Origin of the sequence: Shewanella insulae (assembly GCF_009831655.1) — a bacterium.
GTDB classification, from domain to species: Bacteria; Pseudomonadota; Gammaproteobacteria; order Enterobacterales; family Shewanellaceae; genus Shewanella; species Shewanella insulae.
On sequence record NZ_WRPA01000007.1, the window covers coordinates 86,873 to 98,503 of the forward strand.

At 54.4% G+C, this 11,631-nt stretch carries 9 protein-coding genes and 1 riboswitch; of the genes, 3 read left to right on the forward strand and 6 right to left on the reverse strand.

Annotated features, from left to right (window positions below):
- Nucleotides 1-7 precede the first annotated feature (7 nt).
- On the reverse strand, nt 8-799 hold the full coding sequence (locus tag GNT65_RS09545; protein ID WP_160795613.1) for a class I SAM-dependent methyltransferase: 792 nt from the start codon (nt 797-799) through the stop codon (nt 8-10).
- Between the two features lie 215 nt (nt 800-1,014).
- Here GNT65_RS09545 and GNT65_RS09550 point away from each other — a divergent pair, with 215 nt between their 5' ends.
- A complete protein-coding gene (locus tag GNT65_RS09550) occupies nt 1,015-1,773 on the forward strand; it encodes a DUF4097 family beta strand repeat-containing protein (RefSeq protein ID WP_160795615.1) in 759 nt (252 codons plus the stop codon).
- 94 nt (nt 1,774-1,867) lie between these two features.
- Here the strand turns inward: GNT65_RS09550 and GNT65_RS09555 are convergent, their stop codons facing one another.
- From GNT65_RS09555 to GNT65_RS09570, 4 genes are all read right to left on the reverse strand, one after another.
- Complete coding sequence (locus GNT65_RS09555; protein WP_160795617.1) at nt 1,868-2,689, reverse strand: phosphatase PAP2 family protein; 822 nt, start codon at nt 2,687-2,689, stop codon at nt 1,868-1,870.
- A gap of 92 nt (nt 2,690-2,781) precedes the next feature.
- Nucleotides 2,782-3,600, reverse strand: a complete 819-nt coding sequence (locus GNT65_RS09560) for a phosphatase PAP2 family protein (RefSeq protein ID WP_160795619.1) — start codon at nt 3,598-3,600, stop codon at nt 2,782-2,784.
- A gap of 162 nt (nt 3,601-3,762) precedes the next feature.
- On the reverse strand, nt 3,763-4,113 hold the full coding sequence (locus GNT65_RS09565) for a GIY-YIG nuclease family protein (RefSeq protein ID WP_244952145.1): 351 nt from the start codon (nt 4,111-4,113) through the stop codon (nt 3,763-3,765).
- Complete coding sequence (locus GNT65_RS09570; protein ID WP_160795623.1) at nt 4,058-6,118, reverse strand: S9 family peptidase; 2,061 nt, start codon at nt 6,116-6,118, stop codon at nt 4,058-4,060. The genes GNT65_RS09565 and GNT65_RS09570 overlap by 56 nt, the downstream gene beginning before the upstream one ends.
- Before the next feature lie 139 nt (nt 6,119-6,257).
- Nucleotides 6,258-6,462: riboswitch (FMN riboswitch) on the forward strand.
- Nucleotides 6,463-6,631: 169 nt separating this feature from the next.
- Here GNT65_RS09570 and ribB point away from each other — a divergent pair.
- Together ribB and GNT65_RS09580 are read left to right on the forward strand one after the other, a co-directional pair.
- On the forward strand, nt 6,632-7,285 hold the full coding sequence (ribB, locus tag GNT65_RS09575; RefSeq protein WP_160795625.1) for a 3,4-dihydroxy-2-butanone-4-phosphate synthase: 654 nt from the start codon (nt 6,632-6,634) through the stop codon (nt 7,283-7,285).
- 328 nt (nt 7,286-7,613) lie between these two features.
- On the forward strand, nt 7,614-10,829 hold the full coding sequence (locus GNT65_RS09580) for an EAL domain-containing protein (protein WP_160795627.1): 3,216 nt from the start codon (nt 7,614-7,616) through the stop codon (nt 10,827-10,829).
- Between the two features lie 53 nt (nt 10,830-10,882).
- On the opposite strand, the gene ftnA is transcribed toward GNT65_RS09580, so the two are convergent.
- The gene (gene ftnA, locus GNT65_RS09585) at nt 10,883-11,407 is read right to left on the reverse strand and encodes a non-heme ferritin (RefSeq protein WP_160795629.1); all 525 of its coding nucleotides are present in this window, start codon (nt 11,405-11,407) and stop codon (nt 10,883-10,885) included.
- Between the last annotated feature and the right edge of the window lie 224 nt (nt 11,408-11,631).

Here is an 11,631-nt window from a genome sequence, read left to right on the forward strand (position 1 = left end):
GGGCGAACTACCTGGGCTTAGTCGCCGACAGGCTGTAGACCATGGGGATCGGCTTACCCTGATGCAGCTGATAATATCTGGGTCTGTCGCTTGAGAGTCCTAGGCTCTCCCCGCTCACCAGATTGTCGAAGGCGTCATAAGGGCTGAAGGGAAACTCCTGAATCGCGTCTATCTTGAGTCCGACTCCGATCAGTGCATTTACCACATCGGCCAGGGAGTGAGGCCAGGTCACCATGGTGTGCTTGGTGTCGCTGGCGTTTTCCGTGTAGGTGCCTTCCTCCTCCACATCGGGTGTCTGCTGGGCAAAGTAGCTATAGCCCTCCATCAGCGCCTGCACGGGATGAAACTCCACCATGTAGAACTGCCCACCTGGCTGTAGCGATTCGGCAATCAACTCGGCCCAGCGGCGTAGATCGGGCAGCCAGCACAGGACGCCATAGGAGGTATAGACAATATCGAACTTCTGTTGCAGCTTTTCACCGGCCTGATAGAGATCGCTGCAGATAAAGTTGGCTTCCAGGTGACAGGCTTCTGCCAGCCGCCGGGCATGATGAATGGCGGTGTCGGACAGATCGACTCCTGTGACCTTGGCCCCCATGCGCGCAAAGGAGAGGCTATCCAGGCCGAAGTGACACTGCAGGTGCAGCAGGCTTTTTCCCTTCACCTCCAGGTCAGCCAGCTCTATCTCCTGCAGCGAGCTGTTGCCCGCGAGAAAGCCGTCGACATCGTAGAAGCTGGAGTCCAGGTGTTCTAGGGTTCTGTGATTCCAAGCCGTTTGGTTGAGGGTTAAGTAGTCCATGCTTCGCCTCATAAGTTGATGAAGTATTTCACTAATTAGTAACTAATTCCACGAATCGGGTGGCGGCATCGCCATTTCCAACTCGAGCAAACAAGATAATAACACAACAAAAACATATGGATAACTTGTTGGCATGCTATCTGCTTAGTTGAGCTATCTAAGACGCCGCATCGAGGCGGTAAAAATAACTTTAATAGAGATTAAGGAAGGTTTTTATGTTGGTTCATTCATTGACTATGGTTACGGCTCTGGTGTTGGGACTTACCGGATGCATTCTGAATGTGAATAGCGCGGGAAGAGTGGATTTCGACTACCACAAGCAGACGCAACTGACACTGGAAGCGCAGGCGTTAGACACGCTAGTGGCGGATACCGGTGCCGGTAGCCTGAAGATAGTGGGCGATGCCGCGGTTGAAAGCATTACCCTGGAGGCCGATATCTATGGCTATGATGGCGTCGAGCCCGAGCTGACACTCACCCGTAGCGGCAGCAAGGCCAAGTTGGTTGCCAACTTCGATGCCTATCGCAGCAATGGCCACTCTCCCTATATCGATCTGCTGGTGAAGGTACCGGCTGGGATGAAGCTGGATATCCATGACGGATCCGGCAGCATCATCATCCGTGGCGTACAGGCGGATATGGAGATTGAAGATGGCTCCGGCAGTATCGAGGTCGATGGCGGCAACAGGCTCACCATAGACGATGGCTCGGGGAGCATAACCCTCACCAATATCTCCGGCGATATCCAGGTCAATGACGGCTCTGGCAGCCTGACTATAGCTGCCGTGCAAGGAGACGTGGAAATTGAAGATGGTTCCGGTGCCATCGAAGTTAGAGGCGTTAAGGGTAAGGTCTCCATAGATGACGGCTCTGGTGGAATTAGTGTCGTGGACACTCAGGGGCTACACATCATAGAAGCGGGTTCTGGCAGCCTCAGTTTCGACAATATTCAGGGTCAGGTCAGCATAGACTAGATCAGTACTTCCCGGCGCGGAGGCTAATCTCAGGCTCCCTGGTGATGGAGCCTAGGGATTAGCCGCTGCCCACCCCATTAACATCCTAGAAAAGTTAGGCTCTGACCCATTTACGCGGGGCGAGTGGCTGACGAGATTGTAGGTATTGGCGTATCACCAGCATGCTGGCCAGCAGCAGGAGTCCCCAGCGCAGGCCTATGATCTGCCAGGCCATCTGCGAAGAGGTCTCCTTGTACTGGCATACCACCAGGGTGAGCAGCAAGATGCCCACCACTATTTTCCAGTGTCTTATCGACAGGCGTATCAAGGGAACATAGGAGGCGAGATAGGCACAGCTAAGTCCCAGCAGGGTGCCAGCCAGCACATCTACCGGCCAATGGGCGCCCACCAAGATACGCGAGCATGCCACCAAGGCAGCCCCCGCTAGCAGGGCTGCCTTGCTCTTCATATCCTGGATGACCATCAGCAAGGTGCCGGCGAACAGGAAGGCGCTGGTGCTGTGGCCCGAAGGAAAGCTATGATGCAGACGTGTCTCACCGACGATATAGAGAAAATCCAGGGTCGCCGCCGGTCTGGGGACATCGAAATACTGTTTCAGCAGGGGAACCAAGAGCATTGATAGCAGGCTGGCGGTCATCACTCTGGGCATCAGCTCGGGGCGAGGCAGCAGACAGATGAGCATGACAGTGCCCAAGGTGCTGCCGTGGCCCAGATCGGTTATTCCCAGTTGCAGCCACTGGGGCAGGCTAGGGGAGAGGTTATTGATGGCTGAGAAGAGTGCTTGGTCGAGGTCTTGGTTCAGGCAGAACAGTGCAAGCATGCTGACTAGGAGTAACAGGGCGCCATATCGGCTGCGATCTGTGGTCATCGTCGGGGCGGTTTCCCCTGTGGTCTGAACCTGTTCTAGACGGAGCATGGCACACCTCTTCAACTTAATGACCTTCATTTTAGGCCGCTAAGTGTGAAGAAAGCGTGAATGTCCGTGAAAAGTCTTACCGCTTTGGGCCGTTAGCCTTGAAATGCCAGCCAACGTCTTACCCTGTGCATGGCGCCATATTCGCGCCAAATCAAAAAGGCCGCCGTGGCTAGCAGGCCCCATCTGAGTAGCAGAACCGGCCAGATGAGATCTTTGTCGAAACTCTTATCCAGCTCGCTCACCACCAACACACACCAGAGGAAGGCCATGATCAGTGCCTTGTGGAACTGTGACAGTTTAACTAGGGGGCAATGGGCCGCGGCGTAGGCGCAGAAGAGGCCGACGAAGGCCCCCATGATCACATCCTGTGGCCAGTGCGCGCCGACGACTATGCGAGACAGGCCTACCAGGCTGGCGAAAGCGATTGCCAGACATTTTATTTGTGTCTGCCTAAAGGCGAAGAAGAGGGTGCCGGCAAACAGGAAGGCAGTTGCGGTATGGCCGGAGGGGAAACTGTGTTTCAGGCGGATCTCGCCAACTATGTTCAGCGTTTCCAACAGCACGGCCGGGCGCGGAGCGTCGAAGGTCTGCTTAAGCAGGGGCACCAAGATCAGCGACAGCACGCTGGCGATGATCACTCTTAACAGCAGCTCTGGGCGTTTCACTAGGCAGCAGAGGGTGATCACCCCTAGGGTGATGCCATCGCCGAGATCTGTGATCAGCAGGAGGAGATCGGCAGGAGCATAGGCTGCAATGCCGTTAAAGAATCTGAAGAGGGATAGGTTGTTCGCGGTGTCTAACACCAAGAGGTGTAGACAGAGCAGAATCAAGAGTAACCCTATAAAGCCGCGTCCCTGGTAACTGTCTTGCGCAGGCATTCCCATCGCCTTTGCTTGTCGTTGTAAGTTCATAGTCTTTCCACATAAACGCGCCCGCCTAAGATAGTGGTTTGTTATGGGTAAGTAAAGGCGTTTAACTCGAGGTAAATCTTGGGTTTACATCTTGTTGTGCCGAGTCGCTCTGGTTTGTTTTGGCCTTAGCCTATGATTTGCGGCTGCTTTCACTGGCTTTTCCTAGGGGCTTTCGCTATTTGCATCAAAGTGTATTAGGGCAACTTTTTGCGCTTTTGTGAGCCTTTTCACGGCGATCTCCCGCTTCAGGGCATCTGAGCGGCTGCCAACCCGCTCTCGATAGACCAGGGTGAGCGGTCCCTTGCCCCTGAGGTACTTGGCTGTCTTGGGGCCGTTGTCGCTATGCTCCTTGAAGCGGCGATCGATATCTGTGGTGATCCCCGTATAGAGGTGACCGTTGGCACAGCGGATCATGTAGAGGCTCCAAGGCCCTATGTTCATCGCTTCTTGCGTCATCTTAGGTGAGCCCCAACAGACCGAGGAAGAAGGCATACTCTTCGGCCGTGTCCTCATAGTGGCGGTAGCGGCCGCTCTTGCCGCCGTGACCCGCCTCCATGTCGATATGAAACAGCAGCAGATGTTCGTCTTGTTTGTACTCTCTGAGCTTTGCCACCCACTTGGCGGGCTCGAAATACTGCACCTGAGAGTCGTGTAGGCCAGTGGTGATCAGCAGGTGTGGATAGGCCTGACGGCTGACGTTGTCGTATGGCGAATAGCTCAACATATAGCGGTAGGCATAGGCCTGATTCGGGTTGCCCCATTCGTCATATTCGTTGGTGGTTAGCGGCAGCGATTCGTCGAGCATGGTGGTGACCACATCGACGAAGGGTACGTGGGCCGCAACGGCGAGATAATGCTGCGGCGCCTGATTGATCATAGCCCCCATCAAGAGGCCGCCTGCGCTGCCGCCGCTGGCAACCACCTTATCCCGGGCGCAGTAACCTAGCTTCACCAGGGCCAGGGTGACGTCGATAAAATCGTTGAAACTGTTCTGTTTGTGCATCAGTCGACCGGCGTCGTACCAGGGGCGTCCCAGCATCTCGCCTCCCCGAATGTGGGCGACGGCGTAGACGACGCCGCGATCCAGTAGGCTGAGGATCGCGCTGTCGAAATCGGGCTCTATGGTGTAGCCGTAGGCGCCATAGCCATATTGATATAAGGGGTTGCTGCCGTCCTGGCGGAACTTGTCCTTGCGATACACCAGAGTCACGGGCACCTTGGCGCCATCTCTGGCGTCGATGAAGAGTCGCTCGGTCTGGTAGTGTTGGCTATCGAAGCCGCCGAGCACGCGCTCCTGTTTCAGCAGGCGTCTCGAATTGGCCTGGGTGAGATCCACCTGGTAGATGGACTCGGGCGTCGATGGGCTGGCGTAGTAGATGCGCAGATGATGGCTGTCTTGAGTCGGGTTAACATCCAGACCTACCACGTAGGCGGCATCGTCGAAGTCGAGTTCATAGGCCGGGGCGCCGTTGAGGGGCATAATACGGATCTGGCTCAGTCCCTGCTCGCGATATTGCACCACCAGATAGTCTTTTAACACCAGCAGGTCTTCCAGGCGGCACGACTCATCTGCGGGGATGATCTCCTGCCAGCTGCGTTTATCGGCAAAGCTCGACTCTGTGGCCTTCATCAGGCGGAAGTTCACCGCCTGCCAGTTGGTGATTATGTAATATTCCTCGCCCCGTTTAGCTACTGAGTATTCGTGCCCCGCCTCCCGCGGTAGCAGCGGCTTAAAGTATGTCTCAGGCCGGTTGGCATCTAGAATCGACACCTCGCTAGTGAGCGTGCTCTCGTGGGTGAGCAGGATGCGCGACTCATCCAGGCTCTTGCCGATCGACAGGTAGAAGCTGTCGTCCGGTTCCTGATAAACCAGACGGTCATTGGCTTGGGGGTCGCCTAATCGGTGGCAAAAGACGCGGTTACCCAATAATGTCTGGGGATCCTTGGCGATATAGAAGAGGTGTCGATTATCGTTGGCCCAGACGATTTCGCCATCAGTGTCGGTTAGGCTGTCCTCGAGCCAATTCTCTTGGTCGAGTCGTTTGATACTGATGGTATAGATGCGGCGACTCAGGGTGTCTTCGCTGATGGCCAGTAGGGTCTCATCTGGACTGAGGCTCAGACTGCCCAGGCTATAAAACTCCTTGCCATGGGCGCGCTGGTTGGCATCGAGCAGCAGCTGTTCCTCGCCCTCTAACTCTCGCTTACGGCCAAACAGGGGGTACTCGTCGTCTCCCCGGTAGCGCTTATAGTACCAATGCCCATGCCAGCGATAGGGGACACTCGACTCATCCCTGTCCACACGGCCAATTAGCTCCTGAAACAGTGTCTGTTGCAGAGGCTCGAAGGGGGCAAAGCAGGCCTTATGGTAGGCATTCTCTGCCTGCAGATGGGCAAGCACCTCGGGCGACTGACGCTCATCGTCTCTCAACCAGTAGTAGTCATCGATCCGTTCGATGCCATGATGCCTCAGCGGGTGAGATTGCTTGCGCGCGATCGGGGGCTTGATCCCTGACATTGGAGTGACCTTATTCTGAAACGAAAGTGAGCGGTTGCTGGAGCAAGAGCTTAGGTGATCTAGCTTATATTTGTCACCCCTAGCGCTTGTACTTTGATGGATTTAGGCGCAACATAGCGGCGCTTTCCATCAAAGGAGAGTACATTCTCAGGGCGGGGTGAGACTCCCCACCGGCGGTAATCATCCTATTGGGATGTCAGCCCGCGAGCGCCTATTTGCATCTGTCTAGATATTAGATTGCAGCTAGGGTCAGCAGATCTGGTGAAATGCGCGCCAAGCCATCTATTCCAGAGCCGACGGTAATGAGCACCTAGTGCACTAAGTCCGGATGAAAGAGAATATAAGATAGCGTGACCGCGAGAAGATGAGGCTAGCCCTCGGCTTTTCTTGCGCCTGCACACCTCTTATTCGGCGAGCCGGGATTCCTTTTTAAAAGAGAATCCAAGGCGCGTCATTTTCTGCATGCCCTGATTCTGGAAAAACCATTTTATTAGTATTACTAAGGATTTAACCATGAATCAGTCTCTACTTTCTCCCTTTGGCGATGCCATTACTCGAGTCGAAGCCGCCCTTACCGCGCTTAGAGCCGGGCAAGGTGTGCTGGTGGTCGACGATGAAGATCGCGAAAACGAAGGGGATCTTATCTATAGCGCAGAGCACCTGACCCAGGCGCAGATGGCGCTGCTGATCCGCGAATGCAGTGGTATCGTCTGTCTCTGCCTCACCGACGAGCGCGTGAAACAGCTGGAACTCCCCCCTATGGTGGAAGACAACTCCAGTCAGTACGGCACAGCCTTTACCGTGAGTATCGAAGCCAAGGTAGGTGTGACCACAGGTGTGTCGGCCGCCGACCGCGTGACCACCATCAAGGCGGCCATCGCCGATGACGCTAAGCCGAGCGACCTGGCCCGTCCCGGCCATGTCTATCCGCTGCGGGCACAACCCGGCGGCGTGCTGACCCGTCGTGGTCATACCGAGGGCACCATAGATCTGATGAAGCTGGCGGGGCTTAAGCCTGTGGGTGTGTTGTGCGAAGTGACCAATGTTGACGGTACCATGGCGCGTCTACCCGAGATCATCGCCTTCGGTGAGCAGCATAAGATGCCAGTCCTGACCATCGAAGATATCGTCTGCTATCGAAAGTCCTTGCTCGAAAAAGTAAGTTAATCAAAGCTAAACAAAGAGTCTAAATTTGATACTTTGTTTACTATAAAAGCGGTATAAGGCCGATCTATTCGGCCTTTTCTTTGCTCTGCCTCCCTGTCTGTCGCGGTATTTTCATGCCGTATCTCTTCAGCGAAAATTTTTTAGTTAGTTTAAATGTTAATTAAAAATAAAGGCTTACCTGATTGTTAGTCATGGAAAGGCTAATTTCGTGACCTAGATTAGACTTTAGTGAAATAGGTGTGACGTCGAGGGATAGGCTATGTTACTACTCTCAGACCTTATTTTCTTAGCGTCTGTTTTTGTGATTATCAAGCAAGGAGCGCTTTAGATGTCGTCTATGCTGAATCGGTATAGTCTGAGCCAGAAATTGATCTTACTGGCGACTATCCCCATGTTGTTGCTGCTGATCTTCGGTAGCATGCGTATGTTCGATCTTGTCGAACGCCAGCATACGGCGCAGCGCAATGCCCTCGGCGTGGTGATCACCGAACAGACTCAGAAGCTCATCTATGCCCTGCAGAACGAGCGAGGCCTATCGGCAGGCTTTGTCGCCAGCGAGGGAGAGCGTTTTCAACGTCGCCTGCAAACTCAGCGACGCCAGACGGATAAGGCGTTTCAGGAGCTACTCGACGCCCCCAACATCGCCAACTTGCATCTCTCTCTTGACGATATAGACAGGCCCAGCGTCAACCTGCAACAGAGTGTCGATACCATTCATGCCTTGGCGGCGCGACTCGATGAGGTGCGTCAGGATATCGATAGGCGCAAGGAGGGGACGAGTTTCAGTTTCTATAGCGAGTTTACTCAGCACCTATTGGTGCTCATCTCGCAGATTCAGTCTCAGGTACAAAACACCCTGCTCGCCAAGGGCTACAACGACCTTATCCATATGCTCAAGCTGCAGGAGTTGGCGGGCAAGGACCGTGACCTGATGAATCGCCTGTTGGCCGCCGACAGCCTAGATCATCAGGCTTATCTCTCTCTGTATTCGATGCAGGGCGATCTGCTCGATGCTTTTCACGAGTTGCTCTCTACCACCTCTCCGGCCGATCTCGCCCTCATTCAGGAGACATTAGACAACGAGGCGACCCAGGAGCTGTTGCAGATGAGAGAGCGGGTGAGGGGGCAGGTGAATCTGATCCTGCTGGCTAATCGCCTCAGGGAAAAGTTGGGATATGGCGGCCTGATCGATCATTATCAGGACTACTTGCTCTCGGGTGGGGAGGATAATGTTCTCCTGTTCGAGGAGGATCGCCAGGCGATACAGACCCTGTTGCGACAGGCGCAGGGGTTACCCTATGTGACCTCGGCCCAGCGCCAGGCCTTAGATCAGATTGACGGCGCCGTGGCGCAATATCGTCAGGTGATGGAGGACCAGCGTCGGCATAGGCTGTCGGGTAATGCCGGTCCCCTGCCGCAAGGAGATGGTTCTGGCTTAGGGGATCGACCCATGCTGGCCGCCTTGTTTGTGCTGCAGCATCAACACCCAGCCGTGGCTAGCGAGGCCTGGTGGGCACTGGCGAGTGAGGCGCTGGGGCAGATGAATCAGGCCAGCCTGATCCTGACCGATAATATTGCCGCCCTGGTGGAGCGGCAGGGACGTGAGGCGCTCGGCTATCTGGTGTTAGGCATAGTGTTGGCTCTGTGTAACTTCCTATTTTTGATCGTTACAGGGCGTCTCATCGTCAACAACCTGGTGAGTCGTATTGGTACCATCGCCTCCCTGATGCAACGCATGGCCCAGAATACCCAGCTGCAGCTGTCGGTGCCGGTGGATGGGCGAGACGAGGTGGCCAAGATGGCTATGGCCCTCAATGCCATGTTGAGTGAGCGTCAGAAGGCCAATCGTGAACTCTCTTTGGCTTCGGCGGTATTCGAATACTGTACCGAGGGGATAGTGGTTACCGACAAGGATAACCTGATCGAGGCGGTCAACCCCGCCTTTACCCAGATCACCGGCTATACCCTGGAGGAGGTCAAGGGGCGTAGCCCGGCAATCCTTAACTCTCATCAGCAGCCGCACCATTTCTATGAACAGATGTGGCAGTCGCTCAAGCAGTACGGCAAGTGGCAAGGGGAGATCTGGAACAAGCGTAAGAATGGTCAGATCTATCCCGAATATCTGGCCATTACCGTGGTGAAGGATGACAAGGGGCGAGTGGTACAACATATCGGCCTCTTCCTGGATATCAGCAACCGTAAGAAGTACGAGCAGGATATCTGGTATAAGTCCAACTATGATGCCCTGACCAATTTGCCCAATCGTCAGCTCTATAACGCTCGCCTGTCGCAGATGTTGCAGCTGGCGGAGCAGAGATGCTGCTCTGTGGCCGTACTCTTTATCGATCTGGACAGGTTTAAGTACATCAACGATATCTATGGCCATGCGGTGGGTGACGAGCTGTTGCAGGTGGCGGCCGCCAGGCTGGAAGCCTTGCTGGAACAGCATGATTTTGTGGCGCGCCTCAGTGGTGATGAGTTCGTGGTGGTCATGGGGCATACCAAGCATCAGGGCGAGATAGAGCAGAGGGCCAAGCTGATATTGCAGCACCTGTCGTCGCCTTTTGGCATCAATCGCAACGAGTTGCTGATCTCAGCCAGTGTGGGGATCAGTTGCTACCCTAGCAACGGTACCAGCGTCGAGGTGCTGACCCGCAACGCAGAGACCGCTATGTATCAGGCGAAACAGGATGGTCGCAACTGCTTCGGATATTTCTCTGCCGACATGAACAACAACATGCTGGCGCGCATCACCCTGGAACAGTCGCTGCGTAGCGCTGTGTTGCAACACGAGTTCTGCCTGCACTATCAGCCGATTGTCGATACCAGTAGCGGCGAGGGGCTAGCTCTCGAGGCCCTGTTGCGATGGCGTCATCCCCAGAAGGGACTGGTGCCGCCCGACGAGTTTATCCCCATTGCCGAGGAAACCGGGCTGATCGAACCCATAGGGGAGTGGGTAATACAGCAGGCGCTGCGGGATCTGAGCGACTGGCATCGTCAGGGGATGATGATCAACATGGCGATTAATGTCTCCAGCCGCCAGCTATCTCACGGGGATCCTACTCAGTTCGCCTGCATGCTCAACGGCTTACTACAGAAGTTTGATGTCGCGCCCCAATATGTCCACATAGAGATCACCGAGTCCATCTTGATGGCGGATACCGAGTTGTCCCTCAAGGCGTTGACGGCGATTCGCCACCTGGGGGTCGAGATCTATCTGGATGATTTTGGCACCGGCTACTCCTCCCTCAGCTACCTGAAGCAGTTCCCGATTTCCGTGATTAAGATAGATAAGAGCTTCGTCGACAACATGCTGGAAGACAGGGCGGATGCCAATCTGATCAAGGCGATCATCAACATGGGTCAGAGTCTGGATATGCGCCTGGTGGCCGAAGGGGTGGAAACCGAGCCCCAACGCAGCTTCCTGCAGGGGTTAGGCTGTGATTTTGTGCAGGGATACTTGATCTCAAAACCCTTGCCCTCGAACGAACTCGCGCCCTTGTTGCGTCGCATCGTCAAGGTGAAACCGGCCACCCTGACTTAGGTTAGCCGGTCTCCCGGGTGGAATAAGGCGGGGCCTGGAACCCCGCATCTGGTCTATTCGCCGGACGTCATCACACTGGCAGATTCTTCCAGTGCCATCTGTGCCAGATCCTTATCGACGAAGAAGAGGGCCTTGCCATCTTCGCCTACCAGACGGATCTTATCGACGATAGACTTGAACAACTTCTCTTCTTCATGCTGCTCAGACACATACCACTGCAGGAAGTTAAAGGTCGAGTAGTCCTGGTTGGTAAAGGCTGTGTGAGCCAGGGCGTTGATCTTACTGGTGATCATCTGCTCATGTTCATAGGTGTATTCGAACAGGGCCAGCAGAGAGTCAAACTGTGACTGAGGCGCTTCGATCGCCCCCAGCAGCGGCATGCCACCTGTCTCGCTCACATAGGTAAACAGACGATGCATGTGTTGCATCTCCTCTTCGGCGTGAGCACGCATAAATTTTGCGGCACCCTCAAAGCCCTTGTCTTCGCACCAGGCGCTCATCTGTAGGTAGAGGTTAGAGGAGAAGAACTCCACATTAATTTGCGCGTTCAACTGATCTATCATCGTTTGTGCCAGCATAGTTACTTCCTTTAATTAAGTCATTCCTTCACATTGTGTTTAACCCCCCAGTGAATTGCAACCATCTTTACTTAACCTAATGTTTTTAAATACAAATAATTATCGTTTATCACGCGAAGTGCTCCCACAATGTCCGCTTGTTACATTTGCTAACCAAATCGGGCGGATTTGTTAACACTTTGTCTCTAGGCTTTAGGGTCAAGAATTTAATCTCTTAACCCAGG

Bases quoted from the DNA above. Each gene is read 5' to 3' on its own strand.
- GNT65_RS09545 (WP_160795613.1), bottom strand. From the start codon at position 799: ATGGACTACTTAACCCTCAACCAAACGGCTTGGAATCACAGAACCCTA.
- GNT65_RS09550 (WP_160795615.1), top strand. From the start codon at position 1,015: ATGTTGGTTCATTCATTGACTATGGTTACGGCTCTGGTGTTGGGACTT.
- GNT65_RS09555 (WP_160795617.1), bottom strand. From the start codon at position 2,689: ATGCTCCGTCTAGAACAGGTTCAGACCACAGGGGAAACCGCCCCGACG.
- GNT65_RS09560 (WP_160795619.1), bottom strand. From the start codon at position 3,600: ATGAACTTACAACGACAAGCAAAGGCGATGGGAATGCCTGCGCAAGAC.
- GNT65_RS09565 (WP_244952145.1), bottom strand. From the start codon at position 4,113: ATGAGGACACGGCCGAAGAGTATGCCTTCTTCCTCGGTCTGTTGGGGC.
- GNT65_RS09570 (WP_160795623.1), bottom strand. From the start codon at position 6,118: ATGTCAGGGATCAAGCCCCCGATCGCGCGCAAGCAATCTCACCCGCTG.
- ribB (WP_160795625.1), top strand. From the start codon at position 6,632: ATGAATCAGTCTCTACTTTCTCCCTTTGGCGATGCCATTACTCGAGTC.
- GNT65_RS09580 (WP_160795627.1), top strand. From the start codon at position 7,614: ATGTCGTCTATGCTGAATCGGTATAGTCTGAGCCAGAAATTGATCTTA.
- ftnA (WP_160795629.1), bottom strand. From the start codon at position 11,407: ATGCTGGCACAAACGATGATAGATCAGTTGAACGCGCAAATTAATGTG.